Origin of the sequence: Agrobacterium tumefaciens, from assembly GCA_025560025.1 — a bacterium.
GTDB lineage: Bacteria > Pseudomonadota > Alphaproteobacteria > Rhizobiales > Rhizobiaceae > Agrobacterium.
Genome location: CP048485.1, coordinates 632,386 through 654,435, shown reverse-complemented (window position 1 = coordinate 654,435; position 22,050 = coordinate 632,386). Strand labels below are relative to the sequence as shown.

Sequence of the window (22,050 nt, the reverse complement as noted above, 5' to 3'; positions counted from 1 at the left end):
CCATGAATTCGGTTGATCCGACCGTAACAGGACATTGCTTTTGTCCAATACAGGCGAGGCACGCTAAAATTTGAAGAAAATAAAATACAATTTCAGCAATCGTTCAACATTTGCTGCGATGGTCCGCAGGTCCGGCAGCGGGAGGATCGTCTGCGGGGCCGGAAAAGCCTTCCATGGCGGGACAGAATGTCCTCCGACGCGCACATGAACGTGACGAATACTGCACCTATTTTACATCCGGGCCTTATGACGACATGATGCCCGGAGGACAACGACAAAGTTATTCAGGAACAGTCATGCGAACAGACACGGGCCAGATCGTTCACCTGGCAGATTACCGCCCCACCGATTTCGTTCTGGAGCGGGTGGATCTCACCTTCGAACTCGACCCCAAGAATACCAAGGTCGAAGCCCGTCTGATCTTTCACCGGCGCGAAGGCGCTGACGAGACAGCTCCCCTCGTTCTCGATGGCGACGAGCTGAAGCTTTCGGGGCTGCTGCTCGATCAGGTGGAGCTTCCCGCCGGCCAATATGACGCCACGCCGGAAAGCCTGAGCATCCGCAATCTGCCGATTGAGGCGCCCTTCGAAATCTGCGTCACCAATTACATCAATCCGCAGGTCAATACGCAGCTGATGGGGCTTTACCGCACCAATGGCGTCTATTGCACCCAATGCGAGGCGGAAGGTTTCCGCCGTATCACCTATTTCCCCGACCGCCCGGATGTTCTGGCACCCTATACGGTGACGATCATCGCGGCGAAGGAAGGCAATCCCCTGCTGTTGTCGAACGGCAATTTCCTCGGCGGCGGCAACTACGATGAAGGCCGTCACTTTGCGGCCTGGTTCGATCCGCATCCGAAACCCAGCTACCTCTTCGCGCTTGTCGCGGGTGATCTCGGCGTGGTCGAAGACACATTCACCACCATGTCCGGCCGCGAGGTGGCGCTGAAGATTTACGTCGAACATGGCAAGGAGCCGCGTGCGGCCTATGCCATGGATGCGCTGAAGCGTTCGATGAAATGGGACGAAGAGCGCTTCGGCCGCGAATACGACCTCGATATTTTCATGATCGTCGCCGTGTCTGATTTCAACATGGGCGCGATGGAGAACAAGGGTCTCAACGTCTTCAACGACAAGTTCGTGCTGGCCGACCCGGAAACCGCCTCCGACGCTGACTACGCCAATATCGAGCGCATCATCGCGCATGAATATTTCCACAATTGGACCGGCAACCGCATCACCTGCCGCGACTGGTTCCAGCTTTGCCTGAAGGAAGGCCTGACGGTCTATCGCGATCAGGAATTTTCCGCTGACATGCGCTCACGCCCGGTCAAGCGCATCGCCGATGTGCGTCACCTGAAATCGGAGCAGTTTCCCGAGGATTCCGGCCCGCTGGCGCATCCGCCGCGCCCCGATACCTATCGTGAAATCAACAATTTCTACACGACGACCGTTTATGAAAAGGGCGCCGAAGTCACCCGCATGATCGCCACGATCCTCGGCGCGGACGACTTCAAGAAGGGCATGGACCTCTATTTCGAGCGCCATGACGGCGAAGCCGCCACCGTCGAGGATTTCGTCAGGAGCTTCGCGGATGCCAGCGGCCGTGACCTTTCGCAGTTTTCTCTGTGGTACACCGAAGCGGGCACGCCGCTGGTTTCCGTCTCCTCGGCTTATGATGCGGGCAAGTCCACATTCAAACTCACTCTGGAACAGACGACCGCGCCGACGCCCGGCCAGCCGGTGAAACAGCCACGTCACATTCCGCTGTCGCTGGCGCTGATCCTCGATAACGGCCAGATCGCCGCGCCGCAGGCCGTCGAGGGCGGCGACTATCGCGATGGCGTGCTGCACCTGACCGAACGCAACCAGACATTCTCCTTCTCCGGCATTTCCTCGCGGCCGGTGCTGTCGATCAACCGCAGCTTCTCGGCGCCGATCAATCTGGATTTCGAGCAGAATGCGGCCGATCTGGTGCAGATCGCCCGGCATGAGACGGATATGTTCGCCCGCTTCCAGGCGCTGACCGATCTTGCCCTACCGGCGCTGATTGCCGCCACCAGGGCCGTCCAGGACGGCAAGGACGTTCAAACGGATGCGGAACTGACCGCAACGCTCATCGAAATCATCGGCAACGACGCCCTTGAGCCCGCCTTCCGGGCGCAGGCACTGGCCTTGCCGAGCGAAACGGATATTGCCCGCGAAATGGGCGGCGACAACGATCCGGACGCCATCCACAAGGCGCGTAACGCCACCATCAAGGCCATTGCGACGGCCGGGCTCGAAACGCTGCGGCGGCTTGCCGACAGCACGGCTGACGGCGAGGCCTACAGCCCGGACGCGGAAAGCGCTGGACGCCGCTCGCTGCGCAACGGCGCGCTTACCTATCTCGCCTTTGCCGAGGAGACGCCGGCCCGTGCGGCGAAGGCCTTTGCCGACGCCACCAACATGACCGATCTCGCCCATGCGCTTAGCGTCCTGACCCAGCGTTTCCCGGAAAGCGCGGAAACAAAGGAAGCGCTTGCCGCCTTCGAAACACGCTTTGCCGACAATGCGCTCGTTCTCGACAAGTGGTTCTCGCTGCAGGCCGCCATTCCCGGCGACGGTGCGCTCGACCGGATCAAGGCGCTGATGAAATCGAAACATTTCATCGCCACCAACCCGAACCGGGTACGCTCGCTCGTCGGCACGCTTGCCTTCGCCAATCCCACCGGCTTCCACCGTGCCGATGGCGCGGCCTACCGGTTCCTGGCGGAACAGATCATCGCCATCGACAAGCGCAATCCGCAGCTTGCCGCCCGCATTCTCACATCCATGCGCTCCTGGCGGTCGCTGGAGACAAGCCGTGCCGAACACGCCAAGGCGGCGCTTTCGACGATCGCCGACGCCAAGGGGCTGTCGACGGATGTAAGCGACATCGTCGGGCGCATCCTGAAGGGCTGACCGCCCCACGCCAAAACTCCGGACAATGCCGATACGCCGTCTTGATCGCCATCAAGGCGGCGTATTGCGTTGCGCGACAGGATGGTTCGCGAGGGGCCGGGAACGGCTGAAGACCGGAAAGGAATTTCAAATGAAGGACATGTCCAAGACCAGCGCTTCGTTTCAGCGCTTCATGACCGATGCTCCGGCCCACAAGGCGGCATGGTTTCAGGCCGTGCAGGGTCTAGGCGCGGCGTCCACGCTCGATGTGAAAACGCAGAGCCTGATCTATATCGGCATTCTTGCCGCCCTGCGTCTGGAAAGCGGTCTTGCCTTTCACGTGATGGAAGCCAAGGTGCGGGGCGCAAGCCGCGACGATATCATCAGTGCAGTGCTGACCGGTCTTCCCGCTGCGGGCAATGGCGTGATCAGCGCGCTTGGCCCGGCTCTCGACGCCTTCGACGGAGCCTGACGCCTGTTCCAGCGACGTTCCGCAAAGACCGGATCAGATTGCCGGCTCACTGATTTCGTTCATAATTCCCGCCTTCGACAGAGCGGAAACAAACCGTCCCGAAAAAATACGGAGTCGGTTCAAGGGGTTAAAATTCTTTTAACTTTTGCCTCTGGACACGGCGAATCGCATTTGATTCACTAGTCATATTCGAGCGGCGGCGCTTCGAATCACTGGGGACATCTTGAAGGCGGGACAATGACGAACGTGCGGCGGGCGACTGCGGGCGATGAGCGGCCGTATGCCAAATTTTCTGATCTTGCGGCCTGGAGCGAAAGACTCTCCAGCGACCTGATGGGTTTGATGAATGGCTCCGACCGCCCGGTCTTGCAGGTCGAGACCCTGCTGAAGCGCCTGATCCCCATTCTCATCCTCGCCTTCCTCGTCGTCGTCGCTGCGTCACGCATGCTGGGCATCGCTGCCGAATACGGCCGCATGGAAGAGGCCGCCCGCCACTCCACGGCGTTGACGGCGCTGACTGCCAAGGCGGCTCTTCTCAATAACGGTTCGGTCTTCGCCTCGCAGGAGCGCACCCAGGCAGAAGCCGCCCTCGTTGCGGCGCTGCCGTCCGGCAGCCTTGCCGACGGCACCATGGTGCTTCTCTCCGGCAGCAATGGCCGCATTTTCGCAGGCGCCGGCAAGGAAGCGATGCTTTATATCGGCACGTCGCTGCCGGCTTTGCTTCCGGAAATCGCCATCGTGCAGCGCTTCCCCGGCTCGCCCGGCACCATCGAGACCAATATTGACGGCCAGCAGCATTATGCGACGATGATCCCCTTCGGTGACGATGGCGCGATGGTGATCGCGGCCCGCTCGCTGCAGCCGATCCGTTCTTTCTGGCGCAGCGAAATTGCCATGAACGTGACGCTGTTCGCTGGCATCTCCTCGATCCTGCTCGTCGTGCTCTATGCCTATTACATGCAGGTGAAGCGTGCCCGCGACGCCGACGACATCTTCGCCGAATCCAACCTGCGGGTCGAGACCGCGCTGTCTCGCGGCCGCTGCGGATTGTGGGATTTCGATCTTTCCAGCCGGCGCATGTTCTGGTCCGGTTCGCTTTATGAAATTCTCGGGCTGCCGCCGAAGGCCGCACCGCTTTCCTTCTCCGACGCGGCCCGGATGATGCATTCCGAAGACGGCAATCTCTATGAGCTTGCCCGCGCCGTCGGCTGCGGCAACCTGCGCCAGATCGACCAAATCTTCCGCATGCGCCATGCCAAGGGCCATTATGTCTGGCTGCGCGCCCGCGCCCAGGTCATCCGCACCAATAACGGCCCGCGCGTCATCGGCATCGCCATGGATGTGACCGAGCAGCATCGCCTTGCGCAACGCTACGCCGAGGCCGACCAGCGCCTTGCCGACGCCATCGAATCCACCTCGGAAGCCTTCGTGCTGTGGGACAAGAACGACCGTCTGGTGATGTGCAACACCCATTACCAGAAGGCCTATGGCCTGCCGGACAGCGTGCTGGTGGCGGGTACTGAAAAAAGCACCGTGCATGCGGCCGCCGCCCGCCCGGTGGTGGAGCGGCGGGTTGCTGACCCCGATCAATCAGGCCTGTCGCGCACCACCGAAGTGCAGCTTGCCGATGACCGCTGGCTGCAGATCAACGAGCGCCGCACCCGCGATGGCGGCCTCGTCGCGGTCGGCACCGATATCACCCTTCTGAAGCGTCATCAGGAGCGCCTGCGCGATTCCGAACGCCGGCTGATGGCCACCATCGGCGACCTCTCTGCCTCGCAGCACAAGCTGGAGCGGCAGAAGACCGAACTTTCCGACGCCAACGCCAATTACCTCGCCGAAAAAGAGCGCGCGCAGGCTGCCAACCGGGCGAAATCCGAATTCCTCGCCAATATGAGCCATGAGCTGCGCACGCCGCTCAACGCCATCCTCGGCTTTTCCGACATCCTGCAGAATGAGATGTTCGGACCGGTCGGCTCGCCGAAATATTCCGAATATGCCCGCGATATTCACGATAGCGGCAAACACCTGCTCAACGTCATCAACGATATTCTCGACATGTCGAAGATCGAGGCGGGCCATATGCGCATCAACCGCGAGACGATCGATCTCGCGCCGCTGATCGAGGAAACCCTGCGGCTGACCGCCATTCAGGCCGAGCAGAAGAACATCACCGTGCAGCAGAAGGTCTGCGCTGGGCTGACCATGCAGGGCGACCGCCGCGCCATGAAGCAGATCATGCTCAACCTGCTCTCCAACGCCGTGAAATTCACCGGCGATGGCGGTCGCATCGCGCTGCGCACCCATGTGCATCAGGCCGCGATGATCCTTACCATCGCAGACACCGGCATCGGCATTCCCGCCCAGGCGCTCAACAAGATCGGCCAGCCCTTTGAACAGGTGCAGAGCCAATATGCCAAGAGCCAGGGCGGCTCCGGCCTCGGGCTTGCGATTTCCCGCTCGCTCGTGAAGCTGCATGGCGGCACGATGAAAATCCGCTCGTGTGAGGGCCGTGGCACGGTGGTGACGATCATCATTCCGCATGCGGCGGGGTGCTGCGGGACGGTGCATTGAGGTAGCGTCGGGGGCGCTGACTGACCTGCAATATGTACAGGTAGAGTGCGTGATACCCCCCTCTGCCCTGCCGGGCATCTCCCCCTCAAGGGGGGAGATCAGCTAGACGGATGCTCCCCGCCAAATTCGCAACGTTTGAGATGATCGCGCCGTTGCCGCATATCGATCTCCCCCCTTGAGGGGGAGATGCCCGGCAGGGCAGAGGGGGGTGAAGCCTCACCCACCATTCTTCACCGTCCCCACAAACGCCTTGCGCACCGCCTTCGCCAGCCGCTTCACCTCCCCCTCCAGTGTGGGAATGTCAGGGCAATCCCCCGCCCGGCAGACGAGATCGGTGAGGCCCGCCGGCGCTTCCTTCGGGTTGAAGGCGCCGTCGATGCATAGCCGCACGATTTGCGAGATTTCGGTGTAGAGCGCCATCGCCGCCATGCAATCATCAAAGGCCTGCGGCTCCATGACAGGGGCAGCGAGCGCCTGCAGCGCCTCGGCCGTGTTGCGCCCCGGTTCATGCGCGGCAAGCCCCTTCACCGGCCCCACCAGCGCCAGATATTGCGCGATGAATTCGAGGTCGATCAGCCCGCCATTGATGAGCTTGAAATCCCAGTTGTTTTCCGGCGGCTTTTCCTGCTCGATCAGGCTGCGCATCTCCAGCACATCGGCGGAGACCTTGGCCACGTCACGTTTCTGGGAAAGGATGGAGGCGATGATGCGCCGCGCATCCTCCATCAGCGAGGCATCGCCGCAGATCAGGCGGGCGCGCGACAGCGCCATATGTTCCCAGGTCCAGGCTTCCTCGCGCTGGTATTTCTCGAAGGCAGAAATGCGCGTCGCCACCGGGCCCTTGTTGCCGGAGGGGCGAAGCCGCATGTCCACCTCGTAAAGCACGCCCTCCGCCGTCGGCGCGGAAAGCGCCGCAATCAGCCTTTGCGTGACGCGGGTGAAATAACGCACAACATCGAGCGGCTTTGCGCCGGTCGATTCATGGGCGGCATCGTCATAATCATAAAGCAGGATGAGATCGACATCCGAACCGGCCGTCAGCTCAAAGGAGCCGAGCTTGCCCATGCCCATGACAGCCACGCGCCCGCCGGGATAAGGCCCATGCGCCGCTTCCATTTCCGCCAGAACGGCATTGAGCGCGGCCTCGATCACCAGATCGGCAAGATGGGTGAAGGCGCGGGCGGCGACCTCGCCACGGATCGCGCCGGTCAGCAGCCGGACGCCGATCAGGAAACGCTGTTCGGCGGCGAAGATGCGCAGACGGTCGAGAATATCCTCGTAATGGCGGGCATTGGAGAGGAAATTGCCCATGCGGTGGGCGAGATAATCGCGCGTCGGCACGTCGCTCATCAATGCCGGGTCCAGCATGCCGTCGAAGACATGCGGACGGGCGGCGATGATTTCGGCAAGGCGCGGTGCGGACGACATGATCGTCACCAGCAGGTCGAGCAGCGCCGGGTTGTTTCCGAGCAGCGAAAAGAGCTGGATGCCGGCCGGCAGACCGGAGAGGAAATTGTCGAAACGCAGCAGCGCCTCATCCGCGCGTTTGCTTTCACCGAAGGCGCGCAACAGGTCCGGCGTCAGCTCCGTCAGCCGCTCGCGCGCCTCCACCGATTGCGTCGCCCTGTAACGGCCATTGTGCCAGGTGCGGATGACGCGGGAAATATCCTCCGGCCGCTGAAAACCAAGGGTGGAAAGCGTCTTTAACGTATCGGGGTCGTCCTTCTGGCCGGTGAAGACCAGATTGCCGGCCTCACCGGAGAGCTTCGTTTCCTGTTCGAACAGCGCCGAATAACGGCGCTCCACCAGCCGCAGCACCTCTTCCAGCTTTTCCGAAAAGGCTTTGGTGTCCTCAAAACCGAGCATGAAGGCGATGCGTTTCAATTCGGCGTCGGTGTCCGGCAGCACATGGGTCTGCTCGTCGCGCACCATCTGGATGCGGTGCTCCACCTCGCGCAGGAACCAATAGGCGTCTGTCAGGCTGTCACGCGTTTCGGCATCGATCCATTTCGCTTCGGTGAGCGCCGCAAGCGCCTCCTGCGTTGCGCGCACCCGAAGCGCCGGCATACGGCCGCCGGCGATCAGCTGCTGCGTCTGGGCGAAGAACTCGATCTCGCGGATGCCGCCGCGCCCGAGCTTGACATTGTGGCCCTTCACCGCAATCGCGCCATGGCCCTTATGGGCATGGATCTGCCGCTTGATGGAGTGAATATCGGCAATCGCCGCATAATCGAGATATTTGCGGAAGATGAAGGGCGTCAACTCGCGCAGGAAGTTTTCGCCCGCCTTGATGTCGCCCGCCACCGGCCGCGCCTTGATATAGGCGGCGCGTTCCCAGTTCTGGCCCCTGCCCTCGTAATAAAGCAGCGCCGCTTCCACGGGAATGGCGAGCGGCGTCGAGCCGGGGTCGGGCCGCAGCCGTAGATCGGTGCGGAAAACGTAACCATCGGCCGTGCGCTCCTGCATGATGCGCACCAGACGGCGCATCATGCGGCCGAAATTCTCCGTCGCATCATAGGGATCGTCCATGATGCCGGCTGAGGGTTCGAAGAACACCACGGCGTCGATATCGGAGGAATAGTTCAGTTCGCGCGCGCCGAGCTTGCCCATGCCGAGCACGATCAGGCCGGAACCCTCGCTCGGCGCGGCCACGTTCTTCAGTTTGAGCTTGCCGCTCTCATGGGCTGCCAGCAACAGGTGGTCTATGGCGGCGGAAAGCGATGCATCCGCCATCTCGCTCAGCCAGCGCGTCGTATCGCGGGCGGTGAAGATGCGCGCCAGATCGGCAAGCGCCGCGACGAAGGAGAGCCGCCGCTTGGCGACCCTCAGCCGCGACATCACTTCGTTTTCGACGGGCACGCCGCCGTCTTCGCCCGGCCTCCAGCAATCGCGTGCTTCACGGACGAGATCCGCAAGCAGCGGCGTGAGCGGCTTTGAAATCGCAAGCGTCAGCAGCCCCTCATCCGCCGCCGCCATGTCGCGCAGATAGGGCGAGAGCGTGAAAGCCGCAGCGATGAAATCCTTCAGCGGGCTTTCGGCGGCGAGTAGCGTCGCCACCGCCGGTTCGGCCTTGGCAATATCCTTGAGCGTCGAGAGAACGGATTTCAGTTCCGTCTGCGTATAGGGGCGGATCACGCCCGGCAGAACCTCGCTCAGCCGCCTTTCAGCGGTTTCCCGTTTCGTCACTGTCTCTCTCCCTCTCCCGGGCGCCCTGCGCTTCGACGCTGCCTGACTTTCGGGAAGGATCACTCCCCGCAAAATCGTCCTGCCGCCGCGATTGTCGAAGCTTTCGGGCGCATACACCCCGCGTTGTAACAAATGCGGGGCGCTTTGCGATCAGGAAAACCGTTTTTACCGATCTTTTCCAGGTCCCGGCATGCGGAAGCGCCATTTCAGTCGCGGCCGGCAATCTCGCGTAATGTCTCCGCAATTGTGCCCGCGTAGCGTCCTCCTCAACGAAACCCGACTCCCAGGTTTTGCAAGGCTTGATGCTGCAACGGATATGATCATGAAACAGATTTTTACAGTGAAATGGCAAAAGAACCTGCGTGCGATGGCCTTGTGCCTGGGCACGCTGCCCCTGGCGCAGGCCGTCTCTACGCCCGTCTTCGCTGCCGATATCGGCAAATCCGACAGGTTCGCCGAACCGCAGGGCAATTTCGACAATGCCCGCTACAGCAGTTCCAGCGAGTGGAAGATCACGCTCGGCGTGGGTGCTGCCTACGCTCCCAAATATGAAGGCTCGGACAAGCTGGAAGCGGGCGCGGTTCCGCTGGTGTCCGTTCAGTATGGAGACACGCTCAGCATCGATTTCAGCGGCGTCACCGTCAACCTGCTGAACCACAACGGCTTCAGACTGGGTGTAAAGGGCGGATGGGAAGCCGGGCGCAAGGAAAAGGACGACAAGAAAAACCTGCGCGGAATGGGTGACATCAAGGCGGGCGGCGTGGTCGGCGGCGTCATTGCCTATGGCATCGATCCCTTCGAAGTCTATGCGAAGGTGGACAAGACCATCAACGGCAGCGAAGGCCTGACGGCAACCGTCGGCGCCAGCGTTTCGCACAAGGTCGACCAGTTCATCCTCGGCGCGGACCTTTCCGCCACCTGGGCGGACGACAAGCACATGAAATCCTATTTCGGCGTCACCTCGGCCCAGTCCGCCCGGTCGGGCCTGCGCCGCTTTGACGCCAAGGCAGGCTTCAAGCGCATCGATGCCAGCGCTTCCGTCGCATATCTCATGACCGAGAACTGGTCGATCACCGGCACCGGCGGTGTCGGCTTCCTGCTGGGCGATGCCAAGGACAGTCCCCTGTCGAAAAAGGACATCCAGCCGTTTGCGATGGTGGGCGTAGCCTACACCTTCTGATCCGGAGCATCCCGCCTGAAAGAAGGTGCGCGGCCGAAGTCAGTCGCGCATCTTTCCCTTGCACGGAGATTACCGCATGTCGCGGGCCGAAGCCCGCACCGGGTCAAAGGATCCTGTCCCTGTATTCCGGCGGCGCCACCCAGCATTGCTCGCGTTTTCCGAACCAACGGTAGCGATTGCGCGCGGCAAAACGATAAACGGGATCGCGCAAAAATGCGGGAATGATGCGCAGGACGGTGAGCAGCCGCCACGGCAAGCCAAGCGCCTCATAGATGCTCAGAATAGCGTCGCTGTCCTGTCGCACCCTTTCGCCTTCCACGACGAGCAGGCTGGCCGGGTTTTTCGGGTCCATGCCATGTCGCCGGTAAATTTCCGCACCGACGTCTCCCTGCATGGATGCCAGCCGGAAATATCCGGCCGCGTCATGCCGCAGCACGAAATGCGCATTCACGGAACACAGCACGCATTCGGCATCGAACAGAATGATCGGGTGGTGTCGGTCGCCGGTCGAGGGAGATGTGCTTGCCATCCGTCGCAGGTCCTTTTGTCGATCACGAAGCGATCTCGCCGGCGATAATCTCGCCAGACGGCACAGTCTACGGCTTGGGAAGGGGAAACACCATCGAAACGGTCAATCCCGGGCAGGCCGCATTCGAGGCGTCCGTGTCTGAAAGCACGAGCGATCCGCCATGCAGTTCCATCACGGCCTCTACCAGAGACAGGCCAAGTCCCGTGCCGGGTTTGGAGCGGCTTTCGTCCAGCCGCACGAAGCGTTTCAGCACCTCGCCGCGCTTGTCGGCGGGGATGCCGGGGCCATGGTCCGCAACGGAAAGCACGATGGCTTCCGGCTCCGTCACAAGGCGAACGACGAGTTTCTTGTCACCTTCGCCCTCACAGGCATATTTCATGGCATTGTCGATGAGGTTTGACAGCGCCTGTCCAATCAGCTCTCGATTGCCCTTTACGGACAGGCCAGGCTCGATTTCGGCCTCAAGCACAAGCCCGGCATCCTCGGCCACCGGCTCGTAAAGCTCGGCGCTGTCGGCGGCGATTGCCGACATGTCCACATCGGTCATTTCGGCGGCAATCGAGCCGGCCTCGACGCGGGAAATCATCAACAGCGCGTTGAAGGTACGAATGAGCTGGTCGGATTCGGCAATGATGCCCTCAAGTGCGGCACGCCGTCTGCTTTCGTCATCGTCGTCAAGTGCTGCGGCCGCCTTGTTGCGCAGCCGCGTCAGCGGTGTCTTGAGGTCGTGGGCGATATTATCGGAGACCTGCCGCAGACCCTCATTCAGCTTCTCGATACGGCCGAGCATGGCGTTGAGAGAACCGGAAAGCCGGTCGAACTCGTCGCCGGAACGGCCCTGTGGCAGGCGTTGGGATAGATCGCCCGCCATGATCTTCTTGGTTGCTGCCGACATGCGGTCGATACGTTTCAGCGCATTGCGGCCGATCCCGAACCAGATGAGCAGCGCGCCGCCGCCCATGATGGCCAGCGCCACCATCAGCGCGTTGCGCACCAGCGCCCGGAACTTGGTCGGTTCGCCAAGGTCGCGGCCGATCAGGATGCGCAACCCGTTATCCAGCAGGAAGATATTGGCCGTTGCCAGGTGCTGGACGCTGTCGCCGCTTTCGGAATAACGCTCGTAACGGAAAGGAAAACCCGTCCAGCCTTCCCTGTCGAAGACGCCCGGCTGTACCGAGGCGACGTTGCCGGCAAGGATTTCGCCATTCGGCCCGGCGATGACATAAAGGCTCGCCCCCGGCTGGCGGGCACGGCGCTCCATCATCCTCAGCAGCGGGTTGATGCCGCCGCGACTATAGATGCGCTGCACATCCGAGACTTCCTGCAAGACGGCATCGCGCGTCTGCTGGTTCAGCAGCCGTTCGGAAAGGGCGGTGACATAAAAGACCAGGAAGGCGGCGCAGAGCGCAAACAGCAGGATATAGAGCGCCGAAAGGCGCACCGCTGTTGACCGGAACACTATTCTGAGGCGGGCCATTTTCGCCAATCAGCCCTCGTCCTTCATCATGTAACCGGCGCCGCGAATGGTCTTCAGAAGCGGCTTCTCGAAGTCCTTCTCGATCTTCGAGCGCAGGCGGGAGACATGCACGTCGATGACATTGGTCTGCGGGTCGAAATGATAGTCCCAGACATTTTCGAGAAGCATGGTGCGGGTCACCACCTGGCCGGCATTCTTCATCAGATATTCCAGCAGGCGGAATTCACGCGGCTGCAGCAGGATTTCCTTGCCGCCCCGGCGGACATCATGCGACAGCCGGTCAAGCTCAAGATCGCCGACGCGGTAGACCATGTCCTGCTCGGGCTTGCCCTTGCGGCGGCCAAGCACCTCGATGCGGGCGAGCAGTTCGGAAAAGGCGTAGGGCTTCGGCAGATAATCGTCGCCGCCGGCGCGCAGGCCGGTGACGCGGTCATCCACCTGCCCCAGCGCGGAAAGGATCAGAACCGGCGTCTCGATGCCGCGGCGACGCAGCTCGCTGATGACGGAAAGCCCGTCGCGGCGCGGCAACATGCGGTCGATCACCATCACGTCGTAAGCGTTCTCGCAGCCCATGAACAGGCCGCTCTCACCGTCGCTGGCGTGATCGGCCACGATCCCGGCTTCGCGGAACGCCTTGGTCATATAGGCCGCAGCCTCGAGGTCGTCTTCAATGACAAGAATCTTCATGTGCGGGACAATAGCGCCCTCGCCCTTTTCCGCACAACCGGAAAGAGATGCGACAGACATTTCCTGAACCTTGTTTTCCATGAGGTTTCCTCCGAAGACCTGGCCTTGAAGCACCATCGCGCTTCAAGGCGGAACAATCGCCTATGGATCAGGCGGGCGCCGCTTATTTCTTCTCCCCGCCGGGGAGAAGGTCGCGGCAGCGGGATGAGGGGGCGAGGCCAGAGATTTACCGAGAGGTTCCCCCCTCATCCGACCCTTCGGGCCACCTTCTCCCCGGCGGGGAGAAGAAACGGGCCGTAGCGCCCTGCCATACTCAACCGCCCCGTCTCAAGAGCGCGATGCGACGCCGGCTCCCGAAGAACCGGCATCGCCATTCGAGTTATCAACCCTGGTCGATATCCAGCGCGATGAAGCGGCTGCCGTCGTCCGTCTGGATCTGGAACAGCGCCTTGGAGCGACCGTCCTTCTTGGCCTGTTCGAGGATCTTCTCGATATCGGCGGCGGAAGCGACCTGCTGGTTGTTGACGGAGGTGATCTTCTCACCCGTCTTCAGGCCACGGGCAGCAGCATCGCTGTCGGGGTCGACATCGGTGATGGCAAGGCCATTGCCGTCATCGGCGGGGGTCACCGTCAGGCCGAGGCTGGACAGTACCTTCTCGCTGGAGGACTGGCTGCCCTTGTCGTCGTTCTGGGTCGGCGTCGCCTTGGAAGCGTCGTCGCTGGCGAGATCGCCGAGCGTTACGGTGACCGACTGCGACTTGCCGCCGCGCCAGAGCGAGATTTCAACCTTGGCATTGGGAGCCATGCCGCCGATGCGGCGCGACAGATCGCGGGCATCCTTGACCGGCTCGCCATTGACGGCGGTGATGATGTCGCCCTGCTTGATGCCTGCCTTGTCGCCCGGCGAGCCGGCCTGCGGCGAAACGACAAGCGCACCGCTGGCTTCGGAAAGACCGAGCGATTCGGCGATATCCTTGCTGACGGGCTGGATCTGCACGCCGAGCCAGCCGCGTTCGACCTTGCCGTCCTTCTGCAGGTCGGCGATCACGTCCTTGGCAACCGATGCGGGGATAGCGAAGGCGATGCCGACATTGCCGCCCGAGGGCGAGAAGATGGCGGTGTTGATGCCGACGACCTCACCGTTGAGGTTGAAGGCGGGGCCACCCGAGTTACCACGGTTCACGGCCGCGTCGATCTGCAGGTAATCGTCATAGGGGCCGGAGCCGATATCGCGGCCACGGGCGGAAATGATGCCCGATGTCACCGTACCGCCGAGACCGAAGGGGTTGCCGACGGCGACGACCCAGTCACCGACGCGGATCTTGGTGTCATCAGCGAATTTCACATAGGTGAACTTGCGGTTCACATCGACCTTCAGCAGCGCGAGATCGGTGCGCGGATCGCGACCGACGAGCTTGGCGTCGAGTTCGGTGCCGTCATTCATCACGATCGTATAGGCGGAACCGTCATCGACCACGTGATTGTTGGTGACGACATAACCGTCCTCGGAGATGAAGAAACCGGAGCCCTGAGCGACCGGGCGCAGCGGACCCTTGCCGTCCCGGTGGCGGTTCGGGCCACGCTCGGAACGGTCCTGGTTGGGGCCGCCAAATTCCTTGAAGAAGCGCTTCAGCGGATGGTCATCCGGCAGCTGGTCGAGACCACGGCCGCCGAAATTGAAGGAGAAGTTGCTGGAATCATCGGAAGCGGGCTGCACGTTCGACTGGACGCGAACGGAAACGACGGCGGGCGAAACCGCATCGACCACATTGGCGAAGCTCGGAACCTGCGGCGCATTCACTTCGACGGGGGCGGCAAAGGAATGGACAATCGGCGCGGCGATACCGGTCGAAAGCATCAGAGCGGCAAGACCGCCGACGGTCGTGGCCTTCAGGGCCGTCTTCAGCGGGAAACGTCCGTTTTGCGAGTGAGACATGGGTACCTTCTTTCTTCATTCAACTGGAGCCCGTTTGACCGGGGGAGAAGCGGTGGATGATGAAGATATAGGAGGCAACACCTTACGGCGAAGTGTCTGACGAATGAAAAATCCGTAATGTTGAAAAAGAACCGGGGACGGAAATGGAAACCTGTTATTTTTCAATGAGATTGCGAATTCTGTCTTCTTCGTCCGCACTCAGTTTCTGCGGCCGCTCCTCTGTTGCGCGACGGCGCGAAAAGACGAAGACGGCGAAAATTCCCGCAAGCGTGAGGCCGATCGGCGCCCCCCACAAAAGCACGGTGCGCAGGCTGAGGCGCGGTTTCAGCAGCACGAATTCACCGTAACGCGATACGACATAGTCGATGACGGCATTGTCGCTATCGCCCTGAACCAGCCGTTCACGCACCAGCACGCGCAGATCACGCGCCAGTTCTGCATTGCTGTCATCGATCGACTGGTTCTGGCAGACCATGCAGCGCAGTTGCGAGGTGAGGTTCCGGGCGCGCTGCTCCAGCACGGGGTCTTTCAGCACCTCGTCCGGATTGAAGGCGAAGGCCGGAGAGGCTGCAGCGAAGATGAGGGTGAGAAAAAGAGCCAGCCTTACCACTCTCTCCCTCATTCCGCCGCCTCCGGCATTGCAGCCCGTACAGGCTTCGCCTTGCGGTTCGGCGCACCCACCCGCAACCGCCTGTCGGAGAGCGAGATGAAACCGCCCGCCATCATGAACAGCGTGCCGCCCCAGATGCACAGGATGAAGGGTTTCCACCAGATGCGCACCACCATGCCGCCATCGTCCATGGGGTCACCCAGCGAGACGTAAAGCTGGCTGAGGCCGAAGGTCAGGATGCCGGCTTCCGTCGTCGGCATGCGGCGCGCGGTATAGAGCCGTTTGGACGACCAGACATCGGCCACCTCCACGCCCGCCTTGCGGATGGTGAAATGGCCGCGATCCTCGGTGAAGTTCGGGCCGACGGCATGGCGGATCCCATCGAAGGTGAGGCTGTAGCCGCCCGCCTCCGCCACCATGCCCTGTTTCATTTCCAGCACCGTTTCGGTCTCGAAGGTGGTGACGATGACGATGCCGAGCACGGTGATGCCAAGCCCCATATGCGCCAGCGCGGTGCCGAAGGCCGAGCGCGGCAGGCCCTTCAGGCGACGGAACGCGATGCCGAAGGCCAGCTTGCCGAAATTGGCGCGATACCAGAGATCGGCCAACGCGCCGAGGATCAGCCAGAAACCGGCCGCAATGCCGAGCGCCGCCAGCACCGGACCGCCATTTTCCACGTACCAGAGCGTTAGCCCGGCAAGGGCAGCAATCGCCGCCGCCACATAAAGCCGCTGGAAGGCGCCCAGCAGATCGCCGCGTTTCCAGGCCAGCATCGGGCCAAAGGGCGTGACGATCAGGATCGGGATCATCAGCAGGCCGAAGGTGAGGTTGAAGAACGGCGCGCCGACCGAAATCTTTTCGCCCGTCAGGGTCTCGAGAATGAGCGGGTACAGCGTGCCGATCAGCACGGTCGCGGTCGAGACGGTCAGGATCAGATTGTTGAGGACGAGCGCACCCTCGCGCGAGATCGGCGCGAACAGGCCGCCAGCTTTCAGCGAAGGCGCACGCCATGCAAACAGCGCAAAGGCTCCGCCGATGAAGATCGTGAGAATGCCGAGAATGAAGATGCCGCGGCTCGGATCGGTGGCGAAGGCATGGACCGAGGTCAAAACACCGGAGCGGACGAGGAAGGTGCCGAGCAGCGACAGGGAAAAGGTCATGATCGCCAGAAGCACGGTCCAGATTTTCAGCGCCTCGCGCTTTTCCATGACGAGCGCCGAATGCAGGAGCGCGGTTCCGGCAAGCCAGGGCATGAAGGAAGCATTTTCCACCGGATCCCAGAACCACCAGCCGCCCCAGCCGAGTTCGTAATAGGCCCAATAGGAACCCATGGAGATGCCGGCGGTCAGGAAGGTCCAGGCGGCAAGCGTCCATGGCCTGACCCAGCGCGCCCAGGCCGCATCGATGCGCCCTTCCAGAAGGGCTGCGACAGCGAAGGAGAAGCAGACGGAAAAGCCGACATAACCGAGATAAAGCAGCGGCGGATGGATCGCGAGACCGAAATCCTGAAGGATCGGGTTTAGGTCCTGCCCCTCGGCCGGCACCGGCTCCAGCCGCAGGAACGGATTGGACGTCAGGAGGATGAACAGCAGGAAGGCGACGGAAATCCACGCCTGTACGGAAAGCACATTGGCTTTCAACGTTTCCGGCAGGTTGCGACCGAAGACGGCAACAAGCGCGCTGAAAAACACCAGAATGAGCAACCACAACAGCATCGAGCCTTCGTGGTTGCCCCACACACCCGTCAGCTTGTAGAGCGTCGGCATCAGCGAATGGGAGTTTTCCCAGACGTTGCGAACGGAAAAATCCGAGACGGCATAGGCCCTTGTCAATGCAGCAAAAGACAAGGCCACCAGCAGGAACATCACGATGGAGCCGAGCGAGGCGACATCCATCAGCGCCCGGTCGTTGCGCCGCGCGCCGATCACCGGCAAGGTCGAGACGATCAGCCCGACGCCAAGCGCCAGAACCAGAACATAGTGGCCGATCTCGTTGATCATTTCGTCGCTCCGGTCTTGTCGGCCGAAGCCCCCTCAGTCGCAGCGCCCGAAGGCTGTCCGCCCTCTTCGGTGTGCTGCCACAGGCCCTTGTCCTTCAGCCGGTCGGCCACTTCCTTCGGCATGTAGTTCTCATCATGCTTGGCCAGCACGCTGTCGGCCACGAAGCCGTGGGTGGCGGCATCAAAAACGCCTTCCGTCACCACGCCCTGCCCTTCGCGGAAGAGATCGGGCAGGATGCCGGTATAGCTGACCGGCACGTTCGCTTCGCCGTCGGTCACGGTGAAGCTCACCGTGCGGCCTTCGCCGCGCTTGACGGAGCCTTCCGCCACCAGCCCGCCAAGGCGAATGCGGGTGCCGGGATCGACCGGCGTCTTCTCCAGATCGGCCGGCATGTAGAAATAGGCGATGGACTGGCCGAAGGCGAACATGACGAGCAGCACGGCTGCAACGATGAAGCTCATGCCGCCGCCGATGATCGCCAGTCGTTTCTGTTTGCGGGTCATTGCGTCACTCCCTGCGGCATCGCATTCTGCGGCGCGTTCCCCCGAAGCGGCCCGGCGGAAACGCCCAGCTCCTTCGCCAGTGCCAGAAGCTGCCTGCCCTGCTCACCCTCAGGCGGAAAAGCCTTCAGTCCCGCCCGCAGGGCCTCTCCGGCCTTGGCTTCGTTCTTCAGCACGGAATAGGCGCGCACCAGCCGCATCCAGCCCTCAAAATCAGCCGGGTTATCCTTCAGCTTGGCGTCAAGGCTTGCCACCATGCCCTCGATCATCGCCTGCCGGTCGGCAGGCGTCATGTCGTTTGCCGCTGCCACGTCACCTGCGGTCGGGCCAGGTGCGGCAGGGGTCGCCGCGCCACCGGTCCGGGCAAGGTGTTCGCGCACCAGCGGCAGCCATGGCGCGCCGGCCGGCGCATCGGCGGCCAGCGCGGCAAAGGCTGCACGCGCCTCTTCCGCCTTGCCCGCCTGCTCCAGCGCAAGCGCCAGGTAAAAGCGGGCGCGCGGATTGCCGAACTTCAGCCGTTCGGCCTCAGCAAAAGCGTCGCGCGCGGCCTCGATGACGATGCCGTCATTGCCCGCCACCAGCGTCTCGCCAAGGCCCGTCAGCCGTTCCGGGCTCGATCCGAGAATACGAATAGCGTTGCGATAGGCAAGCTCGGCATCGCCGAGCCGCATCGTCTTGAAATAGATCGGCGCGAGAATATCCCAGCCGGCGCCGTCATTCGGGTTCTCCGCCAGATGCCTTTCGGCCCGGGCGATCAGAAGGTTCATGTCGTTGCCGGGTTTTTCAAGACGTGCCTCGAGCGGCATGTCCGGCGCATCCGGACTGCCGTTCCAGATGTAAAGACAGAGCCCGAGCGCCGGCAGCAGCACGGTGATGAGGGTCGCGGCGAGATTGTGCCTCAGCGGTCGGGTGCTGCTTTCAGCATTTTGTCCGGCATCGGCAGCGGCAAGCAGCCGGCGGCCGATTTCGGCGCGGGCATATTCGGCCTCCGTCTCGCCGATCAGGCCTGCGGCGCGTTCACGGTCCAGTTCGGCAAGCTGGTCGCGATAGACGGCGACTTCGCCGTGGCGGCGCGTCTCAGCCACCTCGGTCTTCCGCATCAGCGGGTACATCAGGACGATGGCGACAGCCGCCGTCAGTATCGCAACGACAATCCAGAACATAAGGCTCAATTACTCGAATGCGCGGCACATGGAAACATGAAGCGCGGCAATGACGTGAATTTGAGACATCACGCCGCACCGCCGGCACATTCCGGCTGTGCCGCCATGCCTCTTCCTGTCATTGCGCGGGGTTCGCGACCTTGATTTACGTCAAAGTGATTTAGGTCAGGGGAGACCAGCTTCCATCGGCATTACGGCAGGCCGCGCCGCGCACCCTGGTTTCGCGCCCGTCAACCGTCAGGCTGTGGGAATATTGCCGGCAATTCTGGTTGCCGACCTGATAGGGCGCATTGGCGACCACCTGACCCTTGGCGTCATCGCCGGTCCAGGATACCGGCGTGCCGACCGGGGCCGTTTCCAGCGCCTTGTATTCGGCTTCCAGCGCCTTGGTCTGGTCGCCCCTGTCGAGTTGCACGCCGCTTCGCCCGACAATGCCACCCTCAAGGTTGGCAAGGAAAGGCGTCGAAGGCTGCGACGATCGGCCGAACAGGCCGCCGCCCGACGGGCGGGTGCCCGTGGTGGTGCAGGCGCTCAGCATCGAAACGCACAGGATAGAGAGAAGTGCCGGGCGTGACACCAGCGAACGCATCGTCACGGAGCGACAGCCATCATACACGTCAACCAAACCCTGTCCTCTTCCTACCGCATCGCACCTAATATGCTACCATTGAATTTCTTGCTTTTTTTCTTGCCTCACGCAAGCTCTTTCGAGAGGCCCGGCAAAATCAGATCGGCTTTCAGCCCACCGATGCCGCTGCGCGACAGCGAAAAGCGGCCATGGTACTCTGACACCACCTCGGAAACGATGGAAAGTCCCAGTCCGGTGCCCGGTCGGCTCTCATCCAGCCTTCGTCCGCGCTTCATCGCTTCGCTGATCTGTTCCGGCTCAAGCCCCGGCCCGTCATCCTCCACCGTCAGTTCCACCCAGGAACGACGGGCGATTTCCGCATCGGAGGACGGGTGGGTGCCGGTCGCAAGCGTGACGACCACGCGCGTCTGGGCAAAACGGGCGGCATTTTCCAGAAGATTGCCGACGACCTCTTCCAGATCCTGCTGCTCCATGCCGAGGACGGCGCCGGGCTGTTCGAAATTCAGCACGAACTGCTTGTCGGGGTTCAGGCGGCGCATCACGCGCACCAGCCGTTCCAGCGCCGGTTCCGCTTCCACGCGAGCGAGGATCGAGCCGCGCTGGGCGGCGATGCGGGCGCGGGAAAGATAGGATTGCACCTGCGCCTGCATGGCGTCGGCCTGCGCGCGCACCAGATCGCCATGCTGCGGCTCCAGCGTGCGGGCCTCGTTCAGAAGAACGGCGATCGGCGTCTTCAGCGAATGCGCGAGGTTGCCGACCTGCATGCGGGCGCGCTCCACCAGCCGGCGATTGCTGTCGATCAGCGCATTGACCTCATTGGCGAGCGGCTGGATTTCGCGCGGGAATTCGCCTTCGAGGCTTTCCGCCTCCCCGCCCCGGATCTTGCCGAGCGCGACGCGGGCCTGATCAAGCGGCCGCAGACTGTAGAGAATGGCAAGGCCGTTGACGACGAGACTGCCGACGCCGAAGACAGCGAGCGCCAGATAAAGGCTGTTGGAGAAATCGCGCACATCGTCTTCGACGACATTCAGATTGCCGGAAACACGGAAACGCGCCGCCCGGCCCTCACCGTCCAGCACGACTTCCGTTTCCGCCACACGCACCTTGTTGCCGGCCTCGTCGGTAACGGCGTAAAAACGCTCATATCTGTTGTCGAAGGGGGCGTCGAGAATGCTCGGCACCGGCAGCGTTGACACGCCGAGCGAAGAGGAGACCAGCGGCGCGGTCTGGAAATTGCCAAGCGGCTCCACCACCCAGTACCAGCCGGTATCGGGCTGCGAAAACCGGAGATCGCCGAGCTGCGGGCTGCCGGCCAGCGTGTTCTCGTTGGAAATCGTCACGGAGTTGATGACGTTATAGAGCTGCGCCCTGAGAAGATCGGTGAAGCTGCGCTCCACCCCCTGGCGGTAGAGCGTGGAGATCACCACGGCGATCACCACCAGCGCCAGCGCCGACCACAGCGAGGCGAGCAGCAGAACGCGGGCGGTGAGAGAATTACTTCGCATCTGCCGGCGCTTGCATCCGGTAACCGAGACCACGGATCGTCTCGATCAGATCAACGCCGAGCTTCTTGCGCAAACGGCCGACGAACACCTCGATCGTGTTGGAATCCCGGTCGAAATCCTGGTCGTACATATGTTCGACCAGTTCCGTGCGCGAGACGACCTCGCCCATGTGATGCATGAGATAGGACAGGAGCCGGAACTCGTGCGAGGTGAGCTTCAGCGTCGTGCCGTTGACGGTCGCCTTGGAAGATTTCGTATCGAGCCGGACGGGGCCGCAGACCAGTTCGGAAGAAGCATGGCCGGCGGCGCGGCGGATGAGCGCGCGCACGCGGGCCAGCACTTCTTCCACATGGAAAGGCTTGGTCACGTAATCATCGGCGCCGGCATCGATGCCCGCCACCTTGTCGCTCCAGCGGTCGCGGGCGGTCAGGATGAGGACGGGCATGGCCTTGCCGGCCGCACGCCATTTTTCAACGACGGTGATGCCATCGAGCTGCGGCAGGCCGATATCGAGAACGATGGCGTCATAGGGCTCGGTATCGCCGAGATAATGCCCTTCCTCGCCGTCAAATGCCTGATCGACAACATAACCGGCCTCTTTCAGAGCATCGGTCAGCTGACGATTGAGATTGGCATCGTCCTCAACCACGAGAATACGCATTGTCCGCCCTTTCCTTCCGTCCCGGCCCGCGCGCGCGTCGCCGGTCATGCTAAGTCT

At 62.2% G+C, this 22,050-nt stretch carries 16 protein-coding genes; 4 read left to right on the top strand and 12 right to left on the bottom strand.

Features of this window, described 5'->3' with window-relative positions:
* Positions 1-296: 296 nt before the first annotated feature.
* From pepN to FY152_03205, 3 genes are all read left to right on the top strand, one after another.
* A complete protein-coding gene (gene pepN, locus FY152_03215) occupies positions 297-2,945 on the top strand; it encodes an aminopeptidase N (protein ID UXS31146.1) in 2,649 nt (882 codons plus the stop codon).
* A 130-nt stretch (positions 2,946-3,075) separates the two neighbouring features.
* Complete coding sequence (locus FY152_03210; protein ID UXS31145.1) at positions 3,076-3,396, top strand: carboxymuconolactone decarboxylase family protein; 321 nt, start codon at positions 3,076-3,078, stop codon at positions 3,394-3,396.
* A 237-nt stretch (positions 3,397-3,633) separates the two neighbouring features.
* Positions 3,634-5,970 (top strand): PAS domain-containing protein, encoded by a 2,337-nt coding sequence (locus tag FY152_03205; protein ID UXS31144.1) that lies wholly within the window; start codon positions 3,634-3,636, stop codon positions 5,968-5,970.
* 216 nt (positions 5,971-6,186) lie between these two features.
* On the opposite strand, the gene FY152_03200 is transcribed toward FY152_03205, so the two are convergent.
* Entirely contained in the window at positions 6,187-9,156 is a 2,970-nt protein-coding gene (locus FY152_03200) for a bifunctional [glutamine synthetase] adenylyltransferase/[glutamine synthetase]-adenylyl-L-tyrosine phosphorylase (GenBank protein ID UXS31143.1), read from the bottom strand.
* Positions 9,157-9,472: 316 nt separating this feature from the next.
* Here FY152_03200 and FY152_03195 point away from each other — a divergent pair, with 316 nt between their 5' ends.
* A complete protein-coding gene (locus FY152_03195) occupies positions 9,473-10,336 on the top strand; it encodes a MipA/OmpV family protein (GenBank protein ID UXS31142.1) in 864 nt (287 codons plus the stop codon).
* Between the two features lie 103 nt (positions 10,337-10,439).
* Here the strand turns inward: FY152_03195 and FY152_03190 are convergent, their stop codons facing one another.
* The 11 genes from FY152_03190 to FY152_03140 form a co-directional block, all read right to left on the bottom strand.
* Positions 10,440-10,865 (bottom strand): DUF393 domain-containing protein, encoded by a 426-nt coding sequence (locus FY152_03190; protein UXS31141.1) that lies wholly within the window; start codon positions 10,863-10,865, stop codon positions 10,440-10,442.
* A gap of 67 nt (positions 10,866-10,932) precedes the next feature.
* Positions 10,933-12,342, bottom strand: coding sequence for a HAMP domain-containing histidine kinase (locus tag FY152_03185; GenBank protein UXS33196.1), 1,410 nt, complete (start codon positions 12,340-12,342; stop codon positions 10,933-10,935).
* 9 nt (positions 12,343-12,351) lie between these two features.
* Entirely contained in the window at positions 12,352-13,110 is a 759-nt protein-coding gene (locus FY152_03180) for a response regulator transcription factor (protein UXS31140.1), read from the bottom strand.
* A 301-nt stretch (positions 13,111-13,411) separates the two neighbouring features.
* Entirely contained in the window at positions 13,412-14,965 is a 1,554-nt protein-coding gene (locus tag FY152_03175; GenBank protein ID UXS31139.1) for a Do family serine endopeptidase, read from the bottom strand.
* Positions 14,966-15,119: 154 nt separating this feature from the next.
* Positions 15,120-15,587 (bottom strand): cytochrome c-type biogenesis protein CcmH, encoded by a 468-nt coding sequence (locus FY152_03170; GenBank protein ID UXS31138.1) that lies wholly within the window; start codon positions 15,585-15,587, stop codon positions 15,120-15,122.
* A complete protein-coding gene (locus tag FY152_03165; GenBank protein UXS31137.1) occupies positions 15,584-17,575 on the bottom strand; it encodes a heme lyase CcmF/NrfE family subunit in 1,992 nt (663 codons plus the stop codon). Before FY152_03165 ends, FY152_03170 begins: the two co-directional genes overlap by 4 nt.
* Positions 17,572-18,078 (bottom strand): cytochrome c maturation protein CcmE, encoded by a 507-nt coding sequence (ccmE, locus tag FY152_03160; GenBank protein ID UXS31136.1) that lies wholly within the window; start codon positions 18,076-18,078, stop codon positions 17,572-17,574. Before ccmE ends, FY152_03165 begins: the two co-directional genes overlap by 4 nt.
* The gene (gene ccmI, locus FY152_03155) at positions 18,075-19,238 is read right to left on the bottom strand and encodes a c-type cytochrome biogenesis protein CcmI (GenBank protein UXS31135.1); all 1,164 of its coding nucleotides are present in this window, start codon (positions 19,236-19,238) and stop codon (positions 18,075-18,077) included. The genes ccmE and ccmI overlap by 4 nt, the downstream gene beginning before the upstream one ends.
* Before the next feature lie 160 nt (positions 19,239-19,398).
* The gene (locus FY152_03150) at positions 19,399-19,827 is read right to left on the bottom strand and encodes a hypothetical protein (protein ID UXS33195.1); all 429 of its coding nucleotides are present in this window, start codon (positions 19,825-19,827) and stop codon (positions 19,399-19,401) included.
* 104 nt (positions 19,828-19,931) lie between these two features.
* Positions 19,932-21,332, bottom strand: coding sequence for a HAMP domain-containing histidine kinase (locus tag FY152_03145; GenBank protein ID UXS31134.1), 1,401 nt, complete (start codon positions 21,330-21,332; stop codon positions 19,932-19,934).
* On the bottom strand, positions 21,322-21,993 hold the full coding sequence (locus tag FY152_03140; protein ID UXS31133.1) for a response regulator transcription factor: 672 nt from the start codon (positions 21,991-21,993) through the stop codon (positions 21,322-21,324). Before FY152_03140 ends, FY152_03145 begins: the two co-directional genes overlap by 11 nt.
* Positions 21,994-22,050: the final 57 nt, after the last annotated feature.

What these genes read in the sequence shown, in the direction of transcription:
- FY152_03170 (UXS31138.1), bottom strand. Translation starts at nt 15,587, where the DNA reads ATGAGGGAGAGAGTGGTAAGGCTGGCTCTTTTTCTCACCCTCATCTTC.
- FY152_03175 (UXS31139.1), bottom strand. Translation starts at nt 14,965, where the DNA reads ATGTCTCACTCGCAAAACGGACGTTTCCCGCTGAAGACGGCCCTGAAG.
- FY152_03150 (UXS33195.1), bottom strand. Translation starts at nt 19,827, where the DNA reads ATGCGTTCGCTGGTGTCACGCCCGGCACTTCTCTCTATCCTGTGCGTT.
- pepN (UXS31146.1), top strand. Translation starts at nt 297, where the DNA reads ATGCGAACAGACACGGGCCAGATCGTTCACCTGGCAGATTACCGCCCC.
- ccmE (UXS31136.1), bottom strand. Translation starts at nt 18,078, where the DNA reads ATGACCCGCAAACAGAAACGACTGGCGATCATCGGCGGCGGCATGAGC.
- FY152_03195 (UXS31142.1), top strand. Translation starts at nt 9,473, where the DNA reads ATGATCATGAAACAGATTTTTACAGTGAAATGGCAAAAGAACCTGCGT.
- FY152_03140 (UXS31133.1), bottom strand. Translation starts at nt 21,993, where the DNA reads ATGCGTATTCTCGTGGTTGAGGACGATGCCAATCTCAATCGTCAGCTG.
- FY152_03180 (UXS31140.1), bottom strand. Translation starts at nt 13,110, where the DNA reads ATGGAAAACAAGGTTCAGGAAATGTCTGTCGCATCTCTTTCCGGTTGT.
- FY152_03165 (UXS31137.1), bottom strand. Translation starts at nt 17,575, where the DNA reads ATGATCAACGAGATCGGCCACTATGTTCTGGTTCTGGCGCTTGGCGTC.
- FY152_03190 (UXS31141.1), bottom strand. Translation starts at nt 10,865, where the DNA reads ATGGCAAGCACATCTCCCTCGACCGGCGACCGACACCACCCGATCATT.
- ccmI (UXS31135.1), bottom strand. Translation starts at nt 19,238, where the DNA reads ATGTTCTGGATTGTCGTTGCGATACTGACGGCGGCTGTCGCCATCGTC.
- FY152_03205 (UXS31144.1), top strand. Translation starts at nt 3,634, where the DNA reads ATGACGAACGTGCGGCGGGCGACTGCGGGCGATGAGCGGCCGTATGCC.
- FY152_03210 (UXS31145.1), top strand. Translation starts at nt 3,076, where the DNA reads ATGAAGGACATGTCCAAGACCAGCGCTTCGTTTCAGCGCTTCATGACC.
- FY152_03145 (UXS31134.1), bottom strand. Translation starts at nt 21,332, where the DNA reads ATGCGAAGTAATTCTCTCACCGCCCGCGTTCTGCTGCTCGCCTCGCTG.
- FY152_03185 (UXS33196.1), bottom strand. Translation starts at nt 12,342, where the DNA reads ATGGCCCGCCTCAGAATAGTGTTCCGGTCAACAGCGGTGCGCCTTTCG.